A 21,033-nucleotide genomic window follows, 5' to 3' on the forward strand; every position below is an offset into this window, starting at 1 on the left:
GCTGCTTACATCTCCCTGATGCTGATCGCCGAAATCTGGCGGCCGTAATCCGGCTCCTTTTTATGTGTGGTTCGCCGATAGGAAAAAAAGCGCTCGCTATCGGGATAAGTGCAGAGGCCGAGGCTTTCGGCACGCACGCCGGCGTTTTTCAGCCGCTCGACGGTCAGTCCCGGCAGGTCGAACATCGCGTGGCCCGCCGACGGGGAGGGAATGAAGTAACGTTCGTAGGCCGGATCATAGGCAAGGAAGCGCTCGACGAATTCCGGGCCGACCTCATAACTTGCCTGGCTGATCGAGGGGCCGAGGCAGGCGACGATGTTGTCCCTGGCCGCGCCAAGGGCCTCCATCGCGTCAATCGTATTTTCGAGCACACCCGTCAGCGCGCCTTTCCAGCCGGCATGGGCAGCGCCGATCACGCGGTTTTCGGGATCTGCGAATAAGATCGGGCCGCAGTCGGCTGCCAGCACACCAAGCGCGATGCCCGGTGTTGCCGTGACCATTGCATCGGCCGGCGGCCGGCAGCCGTCATAGTTCGGCCCGATGGTGACGACGTCAGGCGAATGGACCTGATGGACAGTTGCCAGTCGCTCGACCGGCAAATCGAACCAAGCGGCGACGCGCCTGCGGTTCTCCTTCACATTGTCGCGCTCGTCATTCGAGCCAAGGCCGACATTGAGGCCGCGATAGATGCCTTGTGAAATGCCGCCCGCGCGGGTGAAATATCCATGGCGGATCGCGCCGCCGGCTGCTTCGTTCAGCAGCGCGCTTTCGATCGGTGCTGGAGAGGCCGCGTCTGTCATTTGATATCCAGGTTTTTGGAGAGGCATCGACACCGTCCTGGCCGGATCTCTTCCGGCGAAGCAGTGTCAGCTACGGCGATGTTGGCGAGCGCGACGCTGTCTGTCAATCCACTGGGCGAAACGGCATCAGGTCGATCGCCGGATGCGAGACGGCCAGCACCTTGAAAAGTTCGCCCATGCGGCCTTCACCTGCACCGGCGAGCCGGTCGACCGCAGCCTGGATTATCTGTTGCGTATGCGGCTCACGGTCGCGGCCGAGCGCGGCAGCGCGCTCCAGAATGCCGAGACCGGTCAGGAAATCACCCTGATGCAGCGCGCCGTTGATATGGAGACCGCTGGAGGCGGCCGTTTCCGCAAGCTGCTGAAAGTCGACATGGCTCGTCAGGTCGGCCTCGCCAGGATGGGCAAGCGGCGGATCGAATTCATGCATGCGCACGGCCTGCAGCGTGTCGCCGAAACCGGTGACAAGGTGGCCGTAGTCGATTGCGAGCGCCGTGCCGCTGAAGACCCGCAGCCTTTCGCAGATGGCGCTCATGACAGCCTGGCGCGCAGGCGAGATCTCGAACAGCGTACCAACCGGCACGTTCTGCGTGGGCTCCGGCAGCAGCGCCGGATCGATGCCGGCAACACCCGCTGCAAAGGTCAGTTCCTCATCGGCACCGAGGCCGACCATGCGTTCGCGGAAACCGGTCGGCGTGCGCACGAACTGGCGGATCGGGATCGCGTCGAAGAGTTCATTGGCGACGATCAGCGTGAAGCCCGGCGGTACTTCATCGAAGCCGGCATGCCAGCTGACTTTGCCGTCATAGGCTTCGAGCGTCTGGCTCTGGACATCGCGCAGGCGTTCGCTGGTCTCGACGAGGTGGATCGTCATGTTGTCGAAGAGCGGCGGGGCGATGCGCGAAATCACGCGCAGCATGTCCGCCATCATCGTGCCGCGGCCGGGGCCGATCTCGACGAGGCGAACGCCGGCCGGTGTGCCGTGGCGCTGCCAGGCATGGACGACGAAAACACCGATCATTTCGCCGAAGAGCTGGCTGACCTCGGGCGCAGTGACGAAATCGCCCGAACGGCCGAAGGGCTCGCGGGTGCGGTAATAGCCGTGTTCAGGATCGGCAAGGCACAGCGAGAAATAGTCGGTGACGCTGATCGGCCCGTTTGCCTGGATGATCGTCTTGATCTTTTCGCCCAAAGCGGTGGTCATGGCGGTCGTCCCGATAGCTTCAGTGCTGCAGGGCAGCAGCCTGACGGCGGGCGCGAAAGATCGCCCAAAGGCCAAGCAGGATCATGGGGAAGGACAGAACCATGCCCATCGTTAGCCAGCTGGTGCCGAGCAGATAGCCAAGCTGCGCATCCGGCTCGCGGAAGAATTCCACGAAGATGCGCGAGAGCGCGTAGCCGCAGACGAAGACGCCGGTGATGAGGCCCGGGCTTTTCAGCGCCTTGGCGCCATAGACGAGGGCGGCAAGAACGAAGAGCAGCACGATACCTTCGAGGCCGGCTTCGTAGAGCTGGCTCGGATGGCGGGCGAAGGGGCCTCCAGTCGGAAAGACGACTGCCCATGGCATATCCGTCAGCCGGCCCCAGAGTTCACCATTGATGAAATTGGCGATACGGCCAAAGAACAGGCCGCAGGGCACGACCGTCGCAACGATATCGAAGAGGTTCCAGATCGGGATACGGTTGCGGCGGGCAAAGAGAATCATGGCGATCGCCGTGCCGGTCAGGCCGCCATGGAAGGACATGCCTCCATTCCAGATCTGGATGGCACGGATCGGGTTTTCGACGATGGCGCCGAGATCGTAGAAGAGGATGTAGCCGATGCGGCCACCAAGGACGATGCCAAGGGCTGCCCAGACGATGAAATCGTCGAGCTGTGCTCTCGTGATGGGCGAGGTATCGTTCGGCCAGAGCGCATCGTTTGCAGCGATGCGGCGCGCATAGGCCCAGCCGAGCAGGATGCCGGCGACATAGGCCAAGCCATACCAATGAATCGCCAGCGGGCCGATCGAAAAAGCGATCGGGTCGATATTAGGGAAAGGCATTATAGCAAGAAGATCAGCAGCTATCGGCAAGGTTTTCCCACCCGTTGAGATGCGCGGAACATGGCTCCGCGATCTTCGACGGTCAAGTGCATTGTTGGTCACGGGCCAGTGCGCAGGGGCTTATCCCATGCAAAGCGCTTGCATCCTCAACGGCGAAGCCCTACCTCCATTTTCAGTGGCCGCAAGGCCCGACATTCACGTCGTGCGAAGGGAGAAATACGCCATGACGACCGGAACGAACCGCATCATGGATGAATTCGCCAAGCTGATGACCGATGCCGCCGGTGCTGCGCAGGGCGTGCGCAAGGAGATCGAGACGGCGTTCAACGCTCATGCCGAACGCTGGCTGAACAGCATGGACATCGTCAAGCGCGAGGAATTCGAAGCCGTGCGCGAAATGGCGATCAAGGCGCGTGACGAAAACGAGGCTCTTGCCGCCCGCATCGCTGCGCTCGAAGCCAAGCTTGCTGCAAAGGGCAAGTAAGCCCGTATCGCACAAGATGCTGTATAAGGTGCGGCGTGGCCCATATGTTACATGCCGCATCTTCGATAAAAAAATCCGGTGCTATTTTCCACCTGTGGACACTGCAAAAAAAGCCAATGGGCAGAGTCTTTTACCTCCCCCGCTGAATCTGATTCCATAAGTGCTTTCCACAACAGGCCAGGCCAAATTTCCGAGAAGGGGGCTGGCAGGTCGCAAGGGGCATTATAGACTGATTTTAAATGATGATTCGAAGCGAATTGGTAAGCTCCGGGCAGGTTCACTGCGTTAGTCTGGCAGCGGTTCAGCGATCATCCAAGTGGTGGTTTCCGGTATTGCGTGTGTCTCGTTTTGTGTTTTTCACGAAGTTAGGCCGCATTCATTCCGGTCAAGAAGGTGCTGCATGAGCCTTATGGAATTGGAAGTCGAACGCCAGTCGAACCCGGTCGACATGATCGAGTACGTGGCTTCAAACAATGACTGGGCATTCGAGCGCTCCGGCGAAGACGAGATTGCGATGACGGTCGAGGGCCGCTGGGCCGACTATCACGTCTCCTTCTCGTGGATGGAGGAATTCGAAGCGTTGCATCTTGGCTGCGCCTTCGACATCAAGGTTCCCGAAATCAGGGTCAACGAGGTGGTGAAGCTGCTCTCGGCGATCAACGGCCAGGTGCTGATGGGGCATTTCGACCTGTGGCGCCAGGAAGATGTCGTCATCTTCCGTCAGTCGCTGTTGCTTGCCGGCGGTGCCGAGCCCACTAACCGCCAGGTGGAAGTTCTGCTTTCCAGCGCGCTCGATACCTGCGAAGCTTATTTTCAAGCTTTCCAGTTCGTCGTCTGGTCCGGTATGGAAGCCAACAAGGCGATGGAAGCGGTCCTGTTTGAAACCGTCGGTGAGGCGTAAAACATGCCTGCGAATGCCTTTTCCGCCGCCAATCCGGTCGTTCTCATCGGTGCCGGCAATATGGGCGGAGCGATGCTTTCCGGCTGGCTGAAGAGCGGCGTTCCGGGCTCCTCCGTGGTCGTGGTCGATCCCGGCCCGTCGCCGGCGATGCTGGCGACCATCGCCGATGCGGGTGCCTCCCATGTCACGACTGCTCCTGACGGTCTCAAGGCCGGCGTACTGTTCCTTGCCGTAAAGCCGCAGGTGATGGAAGCCGTGCTTCCGGCGGTCAAAAGCGTGGTCGGGCCTCAGACGGTGGTGGTTTCGGTCGCCGCTGGCAAGACGCTGGCTTTCCTGGAAAAGCATCTCGGCGAAGCGGCCATGGTGCGCGCGATGCCGAACACGCCTGCCATGGTCGGGCGCGGTGTGACCGGCGCCTTTGCCAATGCGCGTGTGAGCGCTAAACAGCGTGACGGCGTCAATGCTCTTCTTCGTGTCTCCGGCCCTGTCGAATGGGTGCCCGCCGAATCCGACATCGATTCGGTGACGGCGCTCTCGGGCAGCGGGCCGGCTTATGTGTTCTATCTCGTCGAGTGTATGGCAGAAGCGGGCCGTAAACTTGGCCTGCAGGCGGACCTTGCCATGCGTCTTGCGCGGGAAACTGTCGCGGGGGCTGGTGAGCTGCTGCACCAGTCCCCCGACGACGCGGCGCGCCTGCGCCAGAACGTGACCTCGCCGGGCGGCACGACTGCGGCAGCACTTTCCGTGCTGATGGCGGAAGATGGCATGCAGCCGCTGTTCGACCAGGCGCTCGCGGCAGCTCGCAAGCGCGCCGAAGAACTCGCCGGCTGAGAGAAGACCGTGGCCGAAGAGATCACCTTTGCCGATTTCGAGCGCGTCGATATCCGTGTCGGCACGGTCATCGAAGCAAATCCCTTTCCGGAAGCCCGCAAGCCGGCAATCAAACTGCTGATCGATTTCGGCTCCGAAATCGGTGTGAAGAAATCCTCCGCGCAGATCACGGTCCACTATTCGCCGGAGCGGCTCGTCGGACGGCAGGTCCTCGCCGTCGTCAACTTTCCGCCGCGCCAGATCGGGCCGTTCCGCTCGGAAGTGCTCACACTCGGTTTTGCGGACGAGAAGGGCGACATCGTGCTTGCAGCGGTCGAACGTCCGGTGCCGAACGGTCAGAGGCTGATGTAGGCGAGCCGACGCGAGTCATCGTCGGCGCGCGCGGTGGGAAGGACTCAGTGGATATCGCGAGACAGCGGATCGGTCAGCGTAAAATCGTGGAAGACGGCTTCGAAACCGGCGCGTTGCGGCGAACAGAAGACGGGGCCGACCAGCACGTTCTCGAAAGCGGGATCGAACCAGGCGAGGCGGGCCATGCGCCATTCGTCCATCGTATCCGTGCTGTACTGGATAAAGATAGCGTCGCCATTGCGCGTGGCGCGCACTGAGATCGCATCGAAATCATGGCCGATACGGAAAGCCGACCAGTCGGAATTGCCGTTTGTGACCACAGCGCTGAAGTGCCTGGCCCCATCGGTATATTCGATGCCGCATTTTATCCAGTGCTTCTCATCGGCGCGGATCATCAGGCCAGCCTGATCGTAGAGCGCTTCGTAGTTGCCGGAGAAGGTGACCTCGGCGGTGAAATCGCCCTTGCGGCTTTCATGCAGGAAGTGGCCGTCGTCGCGGTGAAAGCCGTAATAGGTGCCCTGCCAGAAATCGGTCTTCTCGCCGGAGCGGACGTGAAGGCCGCCGTCGCGTTCCTCGAAGAAGGGCGGCGCGTTCAGCCAGGCCATGTGTTTCATGCTCAGATCTCCCGCAGGAAGGGATTATTACGGCGTTCGTCGCCGATGCGGCTGCCGGGGCCGTGTCCGCAGATGAAGCCGACGTCGTCGCCGAGCGGCAGCACCTTGTCCCGGATGGAATCGAGAAGCTGGCGATGATTGCCGCCCGGCAGGTCGGTGCGGCCGATCGAGCCGTTGAAGAGCACATCGCCGAGATGGGCGAAGTTCTGGGCGCGGTTGAAATAGATGACGTGGCCCGGCGCATGGCCCGGCGTGTGATAGACCTCGAATTCGTGCGAGCCGAAGGAGACCTTGTCGCCATCCTTCAGCCAGCGGTCGGGCGTGACGTTCTGCAGGCCCTGCACGCCATATTTCGCGGCCTGGGTCTCGATGCGCAGCAGGAGTGGCAGATCATCCTCATGCGGGCCGACGATGTCGATGCCGAGCTTGTCCTTGAGCTCCTTGGCACCGCCCGCATGATCGAGATGGCCGTGGGTCAGCCAGATTTCCTTGATCTTGAGGCCGTGCTCCTCGATCACGCCCGCAATGAGCGAGACATCGCCGCCGGGGTCGACGACCACGCCTTCCTTCGTATCGGGATCGAAGAGAATGGTGCAGTTCTGCTGGAAGGGTGTCACCGGAATGATACCGGCCTGGAGCATGCCCATGAATGCCTCGCTTCGCGTCTTCAATGACCTGTCTCTATAGGCGCAAACGCAGTCGAAGGCAGCCGGAATTTTCGGCAGACTCACGCGAAAAAGACAAGCCGCAACAGGAATTTATCGGCTTTTCAAAGGGTGGGTCGTGATGCTCTCCGGCGGGTTTATTCCATTTTTTCAGATGCTTATCGAGGATTTCCTCGTGCCGTTCGTCAGCCAGTTCGTGCGCCGCGGAACATCCTCGCAACCCACGCGTTGTCAGCCCATCACAACAAGGGAGACCTTACAATGACCTTGAAGAGAAACCTTCTGCTGGCCGGCGCCTTTCTGGCCGCAAGCGCCGGCTTCGCCCAGGCGGACATGGTGGCGACGTCCATCAACGACCTCAACATCCGCTCCGGCCCCGGCCCGCAATATCCTTCCGTCGGTCTTGCCACGCGCGGCTCGACCGCCGTGCTCGATGGCTGTATCGAAGGCAGCCGCTGGTGCCGTGTCGACGTGAATGGCGTGCGCGGCTGGGTCTATGCCGAATATCTGCAGGTCGATCAGGGCGGCTCGCCCGTCATCGTCGAGCAGCACCGCGCCGATCTCGGCGTGCCTGTCGTGACTTATGAAACGACCTCCAGCGTCGTGCCGGCAGAGCCTATGCCCGCACCGGGCGACGAGTTGATCGGCCCGGTCGGCTCGGTCGAGGCCATCACGCCGCCAGACGAAGTCCGCACCTATATCGACACGACCCCGACACAGACCGTGCAGCTTGGCGGCGATGTCGTCGTCGGTGCCGAAGTGCCCGCCGACGTAACCTTCCAGACGATCCCGGATTACCAGTACCGCTATGTCCGCATCAACGACCGGCCAGTGCTGGTCGATCCGGGCACGCGCCGCATCGTCTATGTCTATCAATAAGCTCAAGGGGAGAGGCGGCCATGCGGCCGCCTTCGGTTTGTCGGCGGCCTCGCCTCCACTTGGCGTCATCCTCAGCCTCCTGCCTGATATCTGTTGCTGATGGGCGACCGCAGATGCTCGGGACGAGACCGGGCAAGACGAAAAAGCAAGCGTATCCGCCCGGGGCGATCTTTATAAGCTCTCGCATGGGTTGCCAGAATTCTCTACTTCTCCTCCTGAATATGATAATATTCCAATATGTCATCCGGTGATGGCATGAGTCGGCGATCGGGGAGATCGTCAGAGGAGGAAATTATGGAAGCGCTACTTCCGCTCATCACACAATTGATTGCGGGTGCTGTTGGCGGCAATGTCGCAAGTGCTGCACTCAAGCAGCAGGCGATCAACGTCGTTGCCCGCACGATCGCGGGCGCTATCGGCGGTATCGGCGGCGGCATGTTGCTCAGCATGCTCGGTGGCGAAGCGGCAATGACCGGGCTGATCGCCGATGGCATCGGCGGGCTGATCGGCGGCGGCATCCTTTCGACGCTCGCCGGGCTGGTCATGGCCAAGGCACGCTGAAGGTTCGAGCGCTCTGGACGCTGGACAACGAAACGCCCCGGCAGACGTAAGCGTCTGGCCGGATTGGCTGAGGTCTTATTCGGCGGCGGTTGCAGCGGCCGGATAGATTCCCTTCATGCAGTCGTTCATCAGCGTTCCCGAGATCGTCTCCGACGTGAGGCGATACGGCTGATTTTGGACATAGGGTGACTTCCGCGGCCAAGCCGGTCGGGAAGCACTCGGAGAGGCTCTAAGTTCTTCCGGGAAGAATCTAGGCAAATGCCCTTCGGCTTTTCAGCCGGGTTGAAGTCATTGCCCACGCCGGATGGCAATTGCCATGTTGATGCAGTTCGCCTGGGCGGAAACATCCATCATCTTGCTGCCGCGCTACGCGATCGGCCGCACGTAAGCGTCGGGAAGGGCTGGCGCTTAGGCGTTTGACCGTTGCCGTGTCCAGCTTCTCGACGGAGTAGGCATCTTGAAGCCGAGGATCTCGGTGACTTGCGCAGGCGCTGATTGTGTTTCAGTGAGTTTGAAGACCTTGCCCCCTCCGGCGCGTTTGCGCCATGTCTGTTGATTGTTGTCCCCATTACGTTCTATCCACTGACGCAAGGGGAAACTGCGCGTTGCGTTGGAGATTTGTCGGGCGGGCTTTAGTTTTCGGGAAAAGAACAGTCCGTGCGGGGCTCCCGCAAAGTTTAGGGAAGCTATCGGCGACGTAAATTCATGTCACCAAGGCTGGCATATTTTTATGAAAACGTCGCTGACATCGCGCTAAGAGAGAGGAAATGCCGAGTGCCACGACAGACCAGCTCGAAAGCAGGCAAACCTGAGCCGCTGGCCACGCCGATGGAGGATGTCGGCATCATCGATTTCGAGATCATCGAGCTGTTCTTCTTCGCCTATCGCGACTTCGTATCCGATCCCGACGCCATTCTCGAAAAGAGTGGCTTCGGGCGGGCTCATCACCGCGTCGTGCACTTCGTCAACCGCAATCCAGGCATGACGGTCGCCGATCTGCTCGATACGCTGAAGATCACCAAGCAGAGCCTCGCAAGAGTGCTGAAACAACTGATCGATTCAGGCTATATTCGGCAGGTGGCAGGCCCGGAGGATCGCCGCCAGCGCAAGCTCTATCCCACCAAATCGGGCAGGGAGCTGGCACTGGCGCTTGCCGAGCCGCAATCACGCCGTATTGAACGGGCATTCGAGGGAGCTTCCCCGGAGGCGCGGGAGGGCGTAAAGGCATTCCTCAGAGGCATGCGAGACAGACAGAAGGCGGGTTGAATGGCGGTGAAAACAGGCATTTCCGATGATGCGGCGCATCTTCTCGTCGTCGACGACGACACCCGTATCCGCGCGCTCCTGAACCGCTACCTGACGGAAAACGGTTTTCGTGTGACCATTGCCTCCGATGGGGCGGAGGCGCAGCGCAAGCTCGCGGGGCTCGATTTCGACCTCATCATCATGGACGTGATGATGCCGGGGGAATCCGGCATCGACGTGACGCGCGGGCTCAGGGCCGTGAAGAACGTGCCGATCATCATGCTGACCGCACTTGCCGAATCCGACAACCGCATCGCCGGTCTCGAGGCAGGTGCCGACGACTATCTCTCCAAGCCTTTCGATCCGCGCGAACTGGTGCTGCGCGTCAACAACATCCTGCGACGCAACAGCGGCGGCGATACGCCGAAGATCGAGCAGATCATGTTCGGCCCCTATACTTTTTCGCTGACGCGCAAGGAGTTGAAGAAGGCGGCGGAAGTAATCCGCCTGACGGATCGTGAGCAGGAGATCATGCTGCTTTTTGCCCGTCGGGCCGGCGACACGATCCCGCGGCACGAGTTGATCGGAGACGATGCGGAAGTCGGCGAACGCACCATCGACGTTCAGATCAACCGCCTGCGCCGCAAGATCGAGGACGATCCTGCCAATCCGGTCTGGCTGCAGACTGTGCGCGGTATCGGATACAGGCTGAGCATCGACTGAAACGACAGGTTCGGGACCGGCGCAAATGGTGACATTCGACAGCCTGCGGCGGGAAGACCGCTCTCCTGCACCCGGCTGGCGCTGGTTCGTCCGCTGGCTGCGCCGCCGATTGCCGACAGGCCTCTATACGCGTTCGCTGCTCATCATCATCATTCCGATGGTGCTTCTGCAGTCGGTCGTCGCAGCTGTGTTCATGGAGCGTCACTGGCAGATGGTGACGGAGCGGCTGTCGCTTGCCGTGACCCGAGATATCGCCGCCATTATCGAGATCATCGACACCTTTCCGCAGGATGCCGATTACAGCGATATAACCCGCATTGCCCGCGATCAGCTCAACTTGCAGATTTCAATCGAGCCGGATGGAGATCTGCCGCCGCCGCGCGAAAAGCCGTTTTTCTCGATTCTCGACGGCATTCTGAGCGACGAGATCACCGAGGAAATCCGCCGTCCGTTCTGGATCGATACGGTCGGCAATTCCAACCTCATCGAGATCCGCATCAAGCTCGACAACCGCATCCTGCGCGTCATCACGAAGCGCAGCCAGGCCTATGCATCGAATACCCATATCTTCATTCTCTGGATGGTCGGCGCGTCACTGGTGCTAATCGCGATCTCGATCCTCTTCCTGCGCGGCCAGATCCGGCCGATCCTCAATCTGGCGCGGGCGGCGGAAAATTTCGGCAAGGGACAGAAGGCCGATAGTTTCTATCCGCGCGGCGCTGACGAGGTTCGCCGGGCCGGCCTTGCTTTCATTCTCATGCGTGAGCGTATCGAGCGGCAGATGGAGCAGCGCACCGCGATGCTCTCAGGCGTCAGCCACGACCTTAGAACCATCCTGACGCGTTTCAAGCTGCAGCTGGCGCTCGCCGGGGATAACCCTGATCTTGCCGGGCTCAATGAAGACGTCAACGACATGCAGACCATGCTGGAGGCCTATATGGCCTTTGCCAAGGGTGAGGTGGAGGAGGATGTCGGCGAGCTGAAGCTCAGCGAGATCTTCGAGAAGCTCGAGATCGATTTCGAGCTTCACGGCAAGGTGTTGACCTATTCCATCGAGGGCGAGGACCATATCTCGGTGCGCCCCAATGCCTTCCTGCGACTTGTGACCAATCTCGCCTCGAATGCAAGGCGTTACGCCGACACGCTCCATATCGAGGCCAAGCATGGTGCGAAATGGCTGACGATCGTCTTCGATGACAATGGTCCCGGCATTCCGGAGAAGTACCGGGAGGATGTGTTCAAGCCGTTCTTCCGGCTGGATAGCGCACGCAATCTCGATGCTTCGGGCACTGGTCTCGGGCTTGCCATCGTGAGGGATATCGCGCGCAGCCACGGCGGCAACATCACGCTTGGCGACGGCCCGCTTGGAGGGCTGAGAGCGACGGTACGTATTCCAGCCTAATTCCTGGCCGCCGATTTGGAGGTGTCGAATTCATTCAGGTGGATGACGATCCAGCGCCATAGCGAGACGACCTGCGTCAGCAATTCGCGGCCGAGCGGCGTCAGCTCGTATTCCACGCGCGGCGGCACCTGCGGATAGAGCGTGCGGATGACGAGGCCGTCGCTTTCGAGCGTGCGCAGGGTCTGTGTCAGCACCTTCTGGCTGATATCCTCCACCCGCTCCAGCACCCTTGAAAACCGCAAGGGGCCATCGGCCTCGGAAAGCACGTGCAGGACGCGCAGCGGCCATTTCGCAGCGGCGCGTTCCAGCATCTGCCGGGCTCGCGCATCCTGCTCGTCGCTCATGTTGCGGCAGAAATCGAAGATATCGTCTTTCATCGTGGTCACTTTCAGGTGCGTATAGATCTCTAAGGTACCTTCTTTCTAATGGAAACAATAGGTCCTAAATGGATGGGGAACCGAAAAGGAGGTTTCCAATGTCGAAGGTTTGGTTGATTACAGGAAGTTCGCGCGGCCTTGGCCGGGCGTTGGCAAATGCCGTGCTCGAAGCTGGTGACAAGCTGGTTGCGACGGCGCGCGATCCGGGCCAGCTTGCCGATCTCGTCGAAACGTATGGCCCACGCGTTCTCGCGTTGCCACTCGATGTGACCGATGAGGCGGCGGCTGAGACTGTGGTGAAGACCGCGGTCGAAACATTCGGCCGGCTCGACGTGCTGGTCAACAATGCAGGTTACGGCAATGTCGCGCCGATCGAGGATACGAGCCTTGCGGATTTCCGGGCACAGATCGAGACAAATCTCTTCGGCACAATCATCATGACAAAGGCGGCGATCCCGGTCATGCGCGGGCAGGGGGCAGGGCATATCATCCAGTTCTCGTCCGTCGGCGGCAGGATTGGGCCTGTCGGACGTGCGCCCTATGCGGCGGCGAAATGGGGCGTCGAAGGCTTTTCCGAAGTGCTCTCCAAGGAGGTCGGACCGCTCGGCATCAAGGTGACAGTGATCGAGCCCGGCGGTTTCCGTACGGATTTCGCCGGCTCCTCGACGGTTCTTTTCGAAGGCCGTCCGGAATATGCCGAAACAGTCGGCGCCATAGCAGATTACCAGCGCAACTATAATGGCCGCCAGCCCGGCGATCCGACCAAGGCGGCTGCCGTGGTGCTGCATATTGCTTCGCTCGATGCGCCGCCGCTGCGACTGCTGCTCGGCAGCGATGCGGCTGCAGCGGTAGAAAAGGCGGATGCCGCGCGAATGGAGGCCGATCGCACATGGCGTGTCGTCAGCCAGTCGACCGATTTCGAACAGGGCGGAGGTGCCAAGCCTATGCCCTGGGAGAAGAAGGCCGGCTGAGATATCGACAAAAGAAGAGCGCCGCTCTGTGGCGGCGCTCTTCTCGTCAGAGTGTTTTCTGCCTATCAGCTTGCGACGCAGAAGTGCTCGCGACCGTCATTGCCGACATAGGTGCCGCTCTGCGGATCGAAGCTGCGGTAGCGGTAGGAGCAATAGCGCTGCCATTGAGCGCTCCAGGGTTCCATGGCGCCGACCGAGCGACCGTAGACAGGGCGACCATAGACCGGCTCGGAATAGACGGGCTCGGAATAGACGGGACGCGGCGCGCGATAGACCGGCGGCGGAGCATATTCCGGCTCATAAACCGGCGGGTCGATGTAGCGGCGCTCTTCGTAGACCGGGCCGTTATTGGCATTGGCGATGGCAGAGCCGACGATCAGGCCCGTGGCAAGGCCGACAGCGCCGCCAACGAGTGCATCGTTGCCGTGGTCGTGGCCGTGACGCCAGTAGCGATCGCCAGCCGAGGCTTCGCCGATGGCCGAGAGGGTCAGGGCAACGGCAGTTGCCGTCAGAAGAATGGTCTTTGCAAGCCTGTTCATGGCGTAAAATCCCAGTATCGGGAACCGGAAGCGGTCCCTTCTCTATGGTTCCGAAACTAGTGGCGTCATGCTGAATGGAGTCTGAACGACAAAACCCGGCATCGCTGCCGGGCTTCAACTCGAATTCCATGCCTATGCGAGGGTCAGCCTGAAATCTGCAGATTGACGGCCTTCGGACCCTTGCCGCGGCGATCCGGCTCCGTGTCGAAGCTTACCTTCTGATTTTCCGTCAGACCGGCCAGACCGGAAGCCTGAACGGCAGAAATGTGAACGAAGATATCGGCGCCGCCCTTGTCCGGCTTGATAAAGCCGAAGCCCTTGTCGGTATTGAAGAATTTTACAGTGCCAGTCTCGGCCATGCCTCAGGTCCTTTTGTCTCCGCCCGCCATCCACACGGGCAGCATTACGCTATTGCCTTCTTGCGAAGACGCTGGCAGGCAGATCTTGAAATGTGAGAAAAAGGTCCCCTCTACCTCCGCCGGCTCCAGACAGGACTTATTGCCTGCTGTTTTTTGGAACCAGCTGACCGGAATATTAGCGTTTCCGGCGCGCAAATTCTTAAGGACTTCCCATGCTCGCAAAATGCCCGAACGCGCGAAGAGTGCTGCGTTTGACGGATTTTGGCAAGCAAAAGTTTTTTAACGTGTTGCTAAGAACACACCCGCAAAACTGGCCTGTTTTCGCGAAAACGCAAAAAATCCTCCGTCAGAAGCAAATGATTAACGTTTTATATCGTCTGCAATATAAGTTCCGGGCAGAATTTGCCAAAAATGCAACGATAGCGCGTCTTGTCGCCAGCATAAAAAAATTTCTAGATGGCCCTAAATGCCCCACAAATGGACGCGTGTTCAGGCCATTTGCGCGCGGCGGCGGGTCATTTCGGGCACGAGTTCGACTACAAGCATAGCGGTAAACATCAGTGCGCAACCGGTATAACCGAGCGGCGGCATGCTTTCGCCCAAGAGAAGTGCGGCGAGCGTGGCGCCGAACAGCGCTTCGGCGGAGAGGAAGATCGCCGCCTGTGACGGCGTGGTGTAGCGCTGGGCGATGACCTGCAGCACGAAGGCGACGCCGGAGGAGAAAATGCCGACATAGAGAATTTCGGGCGCTGCTGCGCGGATATCTGTCAGCCTGATCGGTTCGAATATCGCGGCGATGATGAGTGCGCAGACTGCCGTAAACGCGAACTGGGCGCTGGACAGGGCAAGAGGCCGGCCGGTTTCGGCGACCGTCGTTCCAGCAAGCGTAATCTGGACGGACCAGAAGATGGCGCAGACGACTGTGAGCAGGTCGCCGACGGTGAGCGACGAGAGCTGGCCGCCGGAGAGAAGATAAATGCCTGATACGGCCATGATTGCGCCTGGCCAGATGACCCAGTGCGGCGAGCGACGGAGGAAGAAAACAGCAATCAACGGCACGAAGATCACATAGAGTCCGGTGATGAAGCTGGAATTGGTGACGGTCGTCGTCTGCAGGCCGATCTGCTGCGTCGATGCGCCACCGAAGAGCGCAAGGCCGATCAACAGATAGAGGCCGAGGTGCCTGCGGCTGGTGGCGACCTTTGCCTTACGGGCTTCGAGGAGCGTGAAGGGCAGGGTGGCGAGTGCAGCGATGGCGAAACGCAGGCCGATGAACCAGAAGGGGCCGATCGCCTTCATTGCCGTCGATTGGGCGACGAAGCCTCCGCCCCAGATGGCGGCTGCGAGCAATAGAAGGAGGTTCGCTTGAACGCGCGTCATTTCACCCTCAATGTTGGGGAGGCGTCTAGGAGTTATGCTTTGTGGGTTAGCAGTTGTATTTCCTTCGAGCAAGGACGAGGTTTTGCCAAACGGTTTGGAGGCGTGCACATGGGGGTGCGAAGGGTTGCCGTTGTGACAGTAATTGTTCTGTCGGGGCTCGGGAGCGCGTCGGCCGAGACATCCTCATCCGTGCGGCCGATTTTGCGCTTTGCCGATCTTCCAAAGGCGGTGCGGGCAGACATCGAGCCCAAGGATCGCGACTGCCATATCGAAGAGAGCCGCCTTGCCTATGGCGATGCCTTTGAGGTTGTCGACGCCGGAGGAAAGAGGCTGATCATCGTACCGTGCGGCCCGGCAGGTGCCTATAATATGCCGTTCGCGCTTTATGGTGGTTACGGTGAGGAAATTTCCAGGGCGATCTTCCCGCTTAAGTTTTCGGAAACGACCGGGGATACAGCCTTCAACATCCGTTACGATAGGGTGGAGGGGCGTTTTACCTCCTTCCTGAAAGGGCGAGGCATGGGCGATTGTGGCAGCTACTATGTCTGGCGCGCTGCTGAGCCGGGCAGCAAGGATTTGCTTGTTCTCGAGGAGGTGCGGATCAAGGAAGAATGCGATGCCGGAGGTGACGGCGGCCCGGCGGCATGGCCGCTCATATGGAAGCGCCAGTGACCGCAGGATATTCCGGCACGCCGCTCATCCGGAAATTGGGGTTGAAGCCAGGGCTGGTTGCCTTGCTCATCAATGTTCCCGACGGGCTGACCGAGATCGATGGTTTTGAAGGTTTTGCTTCGGTCGAGCATAGCTTGCCGCCGGGCTCCTGTCGGCAGTTCGATTATATTCATGTCTTCGAAACGCAGCGCGCGCCATTGGAAGAGATGGCCACTGGGCTGCTTCGGGCCATCAGGCCCGACGGCATGGTCTGGATATCCTGGCCGAAGAAGAGCTCGAAAGTGCCGACCAGCATCACTGAGGATGCGCTACGCGAGATCCTGCTGCCGACCGGGCTTGTCGACGTCAAGGTCTGCGCCGTCGACGAGACATGGTCGGGGCTGAAATTCGTGATCCGCAGGGAATTGCGAACTGCGCTTTAGCCGGCGCGGTCCTGGGCGCGGGAAACCCGGAGCAGTTCACCGTCATCCTCGTCGGTCACCATCAGCAGTGCGCCATCGGGGGCGACGATGACATCGCGGATGCGGCCATAATTACCTTCGAACATGCGTTCCTCGGCGGTGAAGGCGCCGCTTGCATCCCGCTGCATGCGCGACAGCAACTGGAATTTCAGGGCGGCGACGATGAAATTACCGTTCCATTCCGGAAACATCTTGCCGCGATAGACGGCGAGGGCACCCGGCGCGATCGACGGGTCCCAATAATGCAGAGGCTGCTCCAGGCCCTCCTTGGCAGTTCCTTCACCGATCTTGGCGCCGGAATAGTCGCGGCCGTAAGTGATGATCGGCCAGCCATAGTTCTTTCCGGGCTCGGGATTGTTGATTTCGTCACCGCCGCGCGCGCCATGCTCGACAGTGTAGAGCTTGCCGTTGGCGCTGTCGAAGGCGATGCCCTGCGGGTTGCGATGGCCCTTGGACCAGATTTCCGGCAGGGCCTTGCTGCTGTCCTTAAAGGGATTGTCGGCGGGAATGCTGCCATCGGCGTTGAGGTGGACGATGGAACCGGCGTCATCCTTCCAATCTTGCGACCGGTCGCGGTTGCCGCGGTCGCCGACGCTGATGAACAGCGAGCCGTCGGGCGCGATTGCGATGCGCGAGCCGTACTGGATGTTGCCGCGGGTAAAAAGCCGCATGGTGAAGACGGGCGTGACGTTTTCGAGGCTCTTTTCATCTGATGACAGCGTGGCGCTGAAGGCTTCCGTGCCAGAGCCTCTGTTGTTGGCAGTTGCGGCGGTCAGATAGAGTTTGCGGCTGGTGGCAAAATCCGGGGAGAGGGCGACATCCATCAGGCCGCCCTGACCGCGCGCGTTGACCTCAGGCACGCCACCGATCGGGTCGGAAACCTTGCCGTCGCGGATGATGCGCAGTCGTCCCGGCCGCTCCGTAACGATATAGCTGCCATCAGGCAGGACCTCGACCGCCCAGGGGTGCTCCAGTCCCTCTGCGAGTTTCTCGACACGAACCGAGACTTCCTGCGTCTTGACGATATCCCCAGTCTGGGCAAGGGCGGGACCTGCAAAGGCAGCAACGCCGGCGAGCAGCGCGGCGAAACGGAATGTCGAAATGGCGTCCATCATAGTCCCCATCGGCAGTTTCTGGGAAAGATGGCGTAGGGCATGGGGCGCTTCAACCATGTTTGGCGCGCCATAACGGTTTCGTGTTCTCAGGTTGAATGAGAGGAGGTCAGTTGATCACAGGAGGAGGGAAGCGGGTGTCGAAATCAGCATATTGCAGCTCCGCACTCATCATCCGTTGTGTGATGAAACCAGTGCGCTTTGCTTCGGCCTTCAGGAAAAGCCCGCAGCCGATCAGCGCTATGCCATAGAAGGCGAGGCACACGATACCAACGGCGACCAATTTCTCGATGATCGAAAGTCCGGGGAGGCGGGGTCTCGGCGATGCGGGCGGCGCTTCATGGGCCACGGCGGCAGCCATGGCGAGCTCCATGTAGGTCGGCAGCGGCTCGAACGCGTCTTCATCCTCGTTCCCGCCTGTACGCTGCGATCTACCGGGCATCGCCCTTGCCTCCCGAAACAACGAGACCCTTGATGCGTCGCAGCCAGATGGCAAAACCGTTTGCTGCGACAAAGGCGGCAAAAAGCATCGTCAGGCCTTGGGTGATCGTCTGGTCGGCATGCGTTGCCTCGCGGGCGCTGGAGGCCATGGCCGGTGCTGCTTCGGCGACTGAAAAGAGGCTGAATGTCGCGACGACACAGCATGCAAAAGCGATGACTGCCACCATCAGCGACAGGCAAACCCGGCTTGTGCGCAGGCGTCCCGCCGCGCGCTCGTCTTCCAGAAACATGGCATGCCCTCAATAACCAATGTCCGATGGTGATAGAATACCGGTTTGATCTCGGCGCTCTCACGACCGAATTGCGGCATGCCGCAGCATTTGTTGCGGCTTATTCGTGGCAAATGGTAAACGGCCGATAACCTTGATTTTAAGGAATAAAACGGGGCCGACGTCAGAAACTGATTCAACTTCCTGTGAGGCTGGATCAGTCATCTGCGGCGTCTCGCCAAAGCGCGGTTCAGAATTCCGGATGCGGCTGCGGCAATAGATCAATAAGAATCATCGTCGCCATCACGCCTTTGCGCTTGAAATGCTGTCATACATTGGACATAGAGCTTAGCGCAGAACTCCGGTCCCGGCCTTCTGCCCGTTTCAACCTTGTAGGACCGATATCATGGCTTTCCTTGCCGATGCCCTTTCCCGCGTGAAGCCTTCAGCCACCATCGCTGTTTCTCAGAAAGCGCGCGAGCTGAAAGCCAAAGGACGCGATGTCATCGGCCTTGGTGCCGGCGAGCCGGATTTCGATACGCCCGATAATATCAAGAAAGCCGCCATCGACGCGATCAATCGCGGCGAGACGAAATACACGCCGGTATCCGGTATCCCCGAGCTGCGCAAGGCGATTGCCGCCAAGTTCAAGCGCGAGAACGGTCTGGAATATTCCTGGGAGCAGACGATCGTCGGCACGGGCGGCAAGCAGATCCTTTTCAACGCCTTCATGGCGACGCTGAACCCCGGCGATGAAGTCGTGATCCCCGCGCCTTACTGGGTGTCCTATCCCGAGATGGTGGCGCTTTGCGGCGGCACGCCGGTTTTCGTTTCGGCCACCCAGGAGCATAATTTCAAGCTCCAGCCCGCCGATCTCGAAAAGGCGATCACGCAGAAGACCAAATGGTTCATTTTCAACTCGCCGTCCAACCCGACGGGCGCCGCCTATACGCATGCTGAGCTGAAGGCGCTGACCGATGTGCTGATGAAGCATCCGCATGTCTGGGTGCTGACCGACGACATGTACGAGCATCTGACCTATGGCGACTTCAAATTCGTCACGCCGGTCGAAGTCGAGCCGAAGCTCTACGACCGCACCCTGACGATGAACGGCGTCTCCAAGGCCTATGCGATGACTGGCTGGCGCATCGGCTATGCGGCAGGCCCGATCCAGCTGATCAAGGCTATGGACATGATTCAGGGGCAGCAGACATCCGGTGCGACCTCGATCGCCCAGTGGGCGGCTGTCGAAGCGTTGAACGGCACACAGGACTTCATCCCTGAGAACAAGAAGATCTTCGAAGGCCGTCGCGATCTCGTCGTTTCCATGCTGAACCAGGCCAAGGGCATCGTCTGCCCGGTGCCGGAAGGCGCCTTCTACGTTTATCCGTCCTGCGCCGGGTTGATCGGCAAGACGGCTCCGTCGGGCAAGGTGATCGAGAACGATGAGGATTTCGTTTCCGAGCTGCTGGAATCGGAAGGTGTTGCCGTCGTGCACGGCTCGGCCTTCGGCCTCGGCCCGAACTTCCGCATCTCCTATGCGACCTCGGAAGAGCTGCTCGAGGAAGCCTGCCGCCGCATTCAGCGCTTCTGCGCGGCCTGCAAGTAATCGGTGGCATCAGCCCCATTCGAAGAGCTCGCCAGAGATGGCGGGCTTTTTTATTGTGTCGTTTTTCACTTCAACGTGCTGCGGAAATGATTCCGCTTTTGCCGCCAAGTCGCTGATTTCAGATTCAAAGTCCGATCGCGGTCAGCATGATGAAGGTGGCGAAGAGGATGAAATGGGTCATGCCCTCGATGGCGTTCGTCTCACCATCGTTAAGGTTGATGGCAGCGGCAATCAGGGTGATCGACACCATGACCGTCTGGACCGGCGACATGGCCATGATGAAGGGCTGGCCGGTGTAGAGCGCGATCCCCTCCATGACCGGCACTGTCAGGATGACCGTCGAGAGAGAGGCACCCATAGCTATGTTGACGGTTGCCTGCATGCGGTTGCGCAGGGCCGCCCGCAAGGCCGTCAGGATTTCCGGTGCTGCGGAGATGGCGGCAACCACGATGGCCGTTACGGCAATCGGAGCACCGCTGTCGCGCAGGCCTTCGCTCATAAAACCTGACATGAATTCGGCGAGCGTACCGATGATGACGACACCGATGAGGATGAATGCGATCGAGGTCGAGACCGAACCCTCTTCATCGTGCTCCTCGGGATGTTCCTTCTGCCGTTCTGAGCGCGGGTAGCTGTAGGAGAAGAAGTAGCTGTGCTGGCCAACCTGCATGCGCAGGAAGAGGCCGTAGAGGGCAATCATCGCGATGATGGTGAAGCCCGAGTAATAATGCCATTTATCGTCGGGCACGAATTCCGGAACGATCATCGAAATGCCCATGGCCGTCAGGATCATCACGCCATAGGTCTTGCCGGAATTGTCGTTATAGGGCTGCTCGCCGTGCTTCAGGCCGCCGAGGAGGGCGGCAAGGCCGAGGACGCCGTTGATGTCGAGCATGAGTGCCGAATAGATCGTGTCGCGCACCAGCGTCGGCGAGCTTTCTTCGCCGCTTATCATGATGCCGAGGATGATGACTTCGACGGCGACGGCCGAGAGTGTCAGGATCATCGTGCCGTAGGGGTCGCCGACCTTGACGGCCAGCAGTTCGGCATGATGGGCGACGCGCATGGAGGCGAGCACGATGGTTACGATCAGGGCGGCGGCTGCGACGAGCGCCATGCCTCGACCGGCCTCCATAACAGAATGTTCCAGCAAATAGGCGATGACCGCGACGACGACCGCCACGATCAGGAATCTTTCCTCCTTAAGATGCAATGCCATGTCTATCACCAGCGCCGATTTTGATTCCCTGGGCAATCTAAGCCGGTGATTTTTCTATGCAAGCAGACTCGCGACTGATGGAATTTGCAGTCTGTGACGATTAATGGAATACTGCTTTTCATA

26 protein-coding genes are annotated in these 21,033 nt (G+C 60.0%); 13 read left to right on the top strand and 13 right to left on the bottom strand.

Annotated elements, in window-relative coordinates:
• Window positions 1-5: 5 nt before the first annotated feature.
• From pgeF to lgt, 3 genes are all read right to left on the bottom strand, one after another.
• Window positions 6-800: a peptidoglycan editing factor PgeF gene (gene pgeF / locus FHT87_RS16175; protein WP_183731553.1), complete on the bottom strand. Its 795-nt coding sequence runs from the start codon at window positions 798-800 to the stop codon at window positions 6-8.
• 103 nt (window positions 801-903) lie between these two features.
• On the bottom strand, window positions 904-2,004 hold the full coding sequence (locus FHT87_RS16180) for a class I SAM-dependent methyltransferase (protein WP_183731550.1): 1,101 nt from the start codon (window positions 2,002-2,004) through the stop codon (window positions 904-906).
• A gap of 19 nt (window positions 2,005-2,023) precedes the next feature.
• Complete coding sequence (gene lgt / locus FHT87_RS16185) at window positions 2,024-2,875, bottom strand: prolipoprotein diacylglyceryl transferase (RefSeq protein ID WP_183731547.1); 852 nt, start codon at window positions 2,873-2,875, stop codon at window positions 2,024-2,026.
• A gap of 193 nt (window positions 2,876-3,068) precedes the next feature.
• Here lgt and FHT87_RS16190 point away from each other — a divergent pair, with 193 nt between their 5' ends.
• The 4 genes from FHT87_RS16190 (at window position 3,069) to FHT87_RS16205 (ending at window position 5,412) form a co-directional block, all read left to right on the top strand.
• Window positions 3,069-3,329 (top strand): accessory factor UbiK family protein, encoded by a 261-nt coding sequence (locus tag FHT87_RS16190; protein WP_183731544.1) that lies wholly within the window; start codon window positions 3,069-3,071, stop codon window positions 3,327-3,329.
• A gap of 400 nt (window positions 3,330-3,729) precedes the next feature.
• Complete coding sequence (locus FHT87_RS16195) at window positions 3,730-4,230, top strand: YbjN domain-containing protein (protein WP_113323648.1); 501 nt, start codon at window positions 3,730-3,732, stop codon at window positions 4,228-4,230.
• Window positions 4,231-4,233: 3 nt separating this feature from the next.
• Window positions 4,234-5,061: a pyrroline-5-carboxylate reductase gene (gene proC / locus FHT87_RS16200; protein WP_183731541.1), complete on the top strand. Its 828-nt coding sequence runs from the start codon at window positions 4,234-4,236 to the stop codon at window positions 5,059-5,061.
• A gap of 9 nt (window positions 5,062-5,070) precedes the next feature.
• Window positions 5,071-5,412, top strand: a complete 342-nt coding sequence (locus tag FHT87_RS16205) for a tRNA-binding protein (protein WP_183731538.1) — start codon at window positions 5,071-5,073, stop codon at window positions 5,410-5,412.
• Window positions 5,413-5,456: 44 nt separating this feature from the next.
• Here the strand turns inward: FHT87_RS16205 and FHT87_RS16210 are convergent, their stop codons facing one another.
• Together FHT87_RS16210 and FHT87_RS16215 are read right to left on the bottom strand one after the other, a co-directional pair.
• Window positions 5,457-6,026 carry a DUF1349 domain-containing protein gene (locus FHT87_RS16210; RefSeq protein WP_183731536.1) on the bottom strand — a complete coding sequence of 190 codons (570 nt, stop codon included), beginning with the start codon at window positions 6,024-6,026 and terminating at the stop codon, window positions 5,457-5,459.
• Between the two features lie 2 nt (window positions 6,027-6,028).
• On the bottom strand, window positions 6,029-6,673 hold the full coding sequence (locus FHT87_RS16215; protein ID WP_183731533.1) for an MBL fold metallo-hydrolase: 645 nt from the start codon (window positions 6,671-6,673) through the stop codon (window positions 6,029-6,031).
• 279 nt (window positions 6,674-6,952) lie between these two features.
• Here FHT87_RS16215 and FHT87_RS16220 point away from each other — a divergent pair, with 279 nt between their 5' ends.
• From FHT87_RS16220 to FHT87_RS16240, 5 genes are all read left to right on the top strand, one after another.
• Window positions 6,953-7,570, top strand: coding sequence for a DUF1236 domain-containing protein (locus tag FHT87_RS16220; protein ID WP_183731498.1), 618 nt, complete (start codon window positions 6,953-6,955; stop codon window positions 7,568-7,570).
• Window positions 7,571-7,864: 294 nt separating this feature from the next.
• The gene (locus tag FHT87_RS16225; protein ID WP_183731496.1) at window positions 7,865-8,131 is read left to right on the top strand and encodes a hypothetical protein; all 267 of its coding nucleotides are present in this window, start codon (window positions 7,865-7,867) and stop codon (window positions 8,129-8,131) included.
• Between the two features lie 774 nt (window positions 8,132-8,905).
• Window positions 8,906-9,397 carry a MarR family transcriptional regulator gene (locus FHT87_RS16230; protein WP_183803214.1) on the top strand — a complete coding sequence of 164 codons (492 nt, stop codon included), beginning with the start codon at window positions 8,906-8,908 and terminating at the stop codon, window positions 9,395-9,397.
• Window positions 9,398-10,099 (top strand): response regulator transcription factor, encoded by a 702-nt coding sequence (locus tag FHT87_RS16235; RefSeq protein ID WP_183731490.1) that lies wholly within the window; start codon window positions 9,398-9,400, stop codon window positions 10,097-10,099.
• Between the two features lie 25 nt (window positions 10,100-10,124).
• Window positions 10,125-11,501 carry an ATP-binding protein gene (locus FHT87_RS16240; protein ID WP_183803217.1) on the top strand — a complete coding sequence of 459 codons (1,377 nt, stop codon included), beginning with the start codon at window positions 10,125-10,127 and terminating at the stop codon, window positions 11,499-11,501.
• Here the strand turns inward: FHT87_RS16240 and FHT87_RS16245 are convergent.
• Complete coding sequence (locus tag FHT87_RS16245; RefSeq protein ID WP_246698138.1) at window positions 11,498-11,878, bottom strand: helix-turn-helix domain-containing protein; 381 nt, start codon at window positions 11,876-11,878, stop codon at window positions 11,498-11,500. The genes FHT87_RS16240 and FHT87_RS16245 overlap by 4 nt on opposite strands.
• A 98-nt stretch (window positions 11,879-11,976) precedes the next feature.
• On the opposite strand from FHT87_RS16245, the gene FHT87_RS16250 reads away from it, so the two are divergent.
• Window positions 11,977-12,849 (top strand): oxidoreductase, encoded by an 873-nt coding sequence (locus FHT87_RS16250; protein ID WP_183803220.1) that lies wholly within the window; start codon window positions 11,977-11,979, stop codon window positions 12,847-12,849.
• A gap of 65 nt (window positions 12,850-12,914) precedes the next feature.
• Here the strand turns inward: FHT87_RS16250 and FHT87_RS16255 are convergent, their stop codons facing one another.
• The 3 genes from FHT87_RS16255 to FHT87_RS16265 all read right to left on the bottom strand — a co-directional run bounded on the left by FHT87_RS16255 (window position 12,915) and on the right by FHT87_RS16265 (window position 15,127).
• Window positions 12,915-13,388 carry a BA14K family protein gene (locus tag FHT87_RS16255; RefSeq protein ID WP_183731481.1) on the bottom strand — a complete coding sequence of 158 codons (474 nt, stop codon included), beginning with the start codon at window positions 13,386-13,388 and terminating at the stop codon, window positions 12,915-12,917.
• 143 nt (window positions 13,389-13,531) lie between these two features.
• Window positions 13,532-13,747, bottom strand: a complete 216-nt coding sequence (locus FHT87_RS16260; protein ID WP_007824341.1) for a cold-shock protein — start codon at window positions 13,745-13,747, stop codon at window positions 13,532-13,534.
• Between the two features lie 489 nt (window positions 13,748-14,236).
• Window positions 14,237-15,127 carry a DMT family transporter gene (locus tag FHT87_RS16265; RefSeq protein WP_183803223.1) on the bottom strand — a complete coding sequence of 297 codons (891 nt, stop codon included), beginning with the start codon at window positions 15,125-15,127 and terminating at the stop codon, window positions 14,237-14,239.
• On the opposite strand from FHT87_RS16265, the gene FHT87_RS16270 reads away from it, so the two are divergent.
• Entirely contained in the window at window positions 15,113-15,799 is a 687-nt protein-coding gene (locus FHT87_RS16270; RefSeq protein ID WP_183803225.1) for a DUF1176 domain-containing protein, read from the top strand. The genes FHT87_RS16265 and FHT87_RS16270 overlap by 15 nt on opposite strands.
• Window positions 15,772-16,221 carry a hypothetical protein gene (locus FHT87_RS16275; RefSeq protein WP_183803228.1) on the top strand — a complete coding sequence of 150 codons (450 nt, stop codon included), beginning with the start codon at window positions 15,772-15,774 and terminating at the stop codon, window positions 16,219-16,221. The genes FHT87_RS16270 and FHT87_RS16275 overlap by 28 nt, the downstream gene beginning before the upstream one ends.
• Here the strand turns inward: FHT87_RS16275 and FHT87_RS16280 are convergent.
• The 3 genes from FHT87_RS16280 to FHT87_RS16290 form a co-directional block, all read right to left on the bottom strand.
• Window positions 16,218-17,372: a PQQ-dependent sugar dehydrogenase gene (locus FHT87_RS16280; protein ID WP_183804002.1), complete on the bottom strand. Its 1,155-nt coding sequence runs from the start codon at window positions 17,370-17,372 to the stop codon at window positions 16,218-16,220. The genes FHT87_RS16275 and FHT87_RS16280 overlap by 4 nt on opposite strands.
• A gap of 109 nt (window positions 17,373-17,481) precedes the next feature.
• On the bottom strand, window positions 17,482-17,814 hold the full coding sequence (locus FHT87_RS16285) for a sortase (RefSeq protein WP_183803230.1): 333 nt from the start codon (window positions 17,812-17,814) through the stop codon (window positions 17,482-17,484).
• Window positions 17,804-18,103, bottom strand: coding sequence for a hypothetical protein (locus FHT87_RS16290; RefSeq protein ID WP_183803232.1), 300 nt, complete (start codon window positions 18,101-18,103; stop codon window positions 17,804-17,806). The genes FHT87_RS16285 and FHT87_RS16290 overlap by 11 nt, the downstream gene beginning before the upstream one ends.
• A 385-nt stretch (window positions 18,104-18,488) precedes the next feature.
• Here FHT87_RS16290 and FHT87_RS16295 point away from each other — a divergent pair, with 385 nt between their 5' ends.
• Window positions 18,489-19,691, top strand: coding sequence for a pyridoxal phosphate-dependent aminotransferase (locus FHT87_RS16295; RefSeq protein WP_183731465.1), 1,203 nt, complete (start codon window positions 18,489-18,491; stop codon window positions 19,689-19,691).
• A gap of 124 nt (window positions 19,692-19,815) precedes the next feature.
• On the opposite strand, the gene FHT87_RS16300 is transcribed toward FHT87_RS16295, so the two are convergent.
• Window positions 19,816-20,910 (bottom strand): calcium:proton antiporter, encoded by a 1,095-nt coding sequence (locus FHT87_RS16300; protein WP_183731462.1) that lies wholly within the window; start codon window positions 20,908-20,910, stop codon window positions 19,816-19,818.
• Window positions 20,911-21,033: the final 123 nt, after the last annotated feature.

This window comes from Rhizobium sp. BK316, from assembly GCF_014193695.1.
Lineage (GTDB): Bacteria > Pseudomonadota > Alphaproteobacteria > Rhizobiales > Rhizobiaceae > Rhizobium.

Coding starts and splice junctions, on each gene's coding strand:
- pgeF (WP_183731553.1), bottom strand. CDS start 800: ATGACAGACGCGGCCTCTCCAGCACCGATCGAAAGCGCGCTGCTGAAC.
- FHT87_RS16180 (WP_183731550.1), bottom strand. CDS start 2,004: ATGACCACCGCTTTGGGCGAAAAGATCAAGACGATCATCCAGGCAAAC.
- FHT87_RS16190 (WP_183731544.1), top strand. CDS start 3,069: ATGACGACCGGAACGAACCGCATCATGGATGAATTCGCCAAGCTGATG.
- FHT87_RS16195 (WP_113323648.1), top strand. CDS start 3,730: ATGAGCCTTATGGAATTGGAAGTCGAACGCCAGTCGAACCCGGTCGAC.
- proC (WP_183731541.1), top strand. CDS start 4,234: ATGCCTGCGAATGCCTTTTCCGCCGCCAATCCGGTCGTTCTCATCGGT.
- FHT87_RS16210 (WP_183731536.1), bottom strand. CDS start 6,026: ATGAAACACATGGCCTGGCTGAACGCGCCGCCCTTCTTCGAGGAACGC.
- FHT87_RS16215 (WP_183731533.1), bottom strand. CDS start 6,673: ATGGGCATGCTCCAGGCCGGTATCATTCCGGTGACACCCTTCCAGCAG.
- FHT87_RS16220 (WP_183731498.1), top strand. CDS start 6,953: ATGACCTTGAAGAGAAACCTTCTGCTGGCCGGCGCCTTTCTGGCCGCA.
- FHT87_RS16225 (WP_183731496.1), top strand. CDS start 7,865: ATGGAAGCGCTACTTCCGCTCATCACACAATTGATTGCGGGTGCTGTT.
- FHT87_RS16235 (WP_183731490.1), top strand. CDS start 9,398: ATGGCGGTGAAAACAGGCATTTCCGATGATGCGGCGCATCTTCTCGTC.
- FHT87_RS16240 (WP_183803217.1), top strand. CDS start 10,125: ATGGTGACATTCGACAGCCTGCGGCGGGAAGACCGCTCTCCTGCACCC.
- FHT87_RS16245 (WP_246698138.1), bottom strand. CDS start 11,878: ATGAAAGACGATATCTTCGATTTCTGCCGCAACATGAGCGACGAGCAG.
- FHT87_RS16250 (WP_183803220.1), top strand. CDS start 11,977: ATGTCGAAGGTTTGGTTGATTACAGGAAGTTCGCGCGGCCTTGGCCGG.
- FHT87_RS16255 (WP_183731481.1), bottom strand. CDS start 13,388: ATGAACAGGCTTGCAAAGACCATTCTTCTGACGGCAACTGCCGTTGCC.
- FHT87_RS16260 (WP_007824341.1), bottom strand. CDS start 13,747: ATGGCCGAGACTGGCACTGTAAAATTCTTCAATACCGACAAGGGCTTC.
- FHT87_RS16265 (WP_183803223.1), bottom strand. CDS start 15,127: ATGACGCGCGTTCAAGCGAACCTCCTTCTATTGCTCGCAGCCGCCATC.
- FHT87_RS16275 (WP_183803228.1), top strand. CDS start 15,772: ATGGCCGCTCATATGGAAGCGCCAGTGACCGCAGGATATTCCGGCACG.
- FHT87_RS16280 (WP_183804002.1), bottom strand. CDS start 17,372: ATGGACGCCATTTCGACATTCCGTTTCGCCGCGCTGCTCGCCGGCGTT.
- FHT87_RS16285 (WP_183803230.1), bottom strand. CDS start 17,814: ATGCCCGGTAGATCGCAGCGTACAGGCGGGAACGAGGATGAAGACGCG.
- FHT87_RS16290 (WP_183803232.1), bottom strand. CDS start 18,103: ATGTTTCTGGAAGACGAGCGCGCGGCGGGACGCCTGCGCACAAGCCGG.
- FHT87_RS16295 (WP_183731465.1), top strand. CDS start 18,489: ATGGCTTTCCTTGCCGATGCCCTTTCCCGCGTGAAGCCTTCAGCCACC.
- FHT87_RS16300 (WP_183731462.1), bottom strand. CDS start 20,910: ATGGCATTGCATCTTAAGGAGGAAAGATTCCTGATCGTGGCGGTCGTC.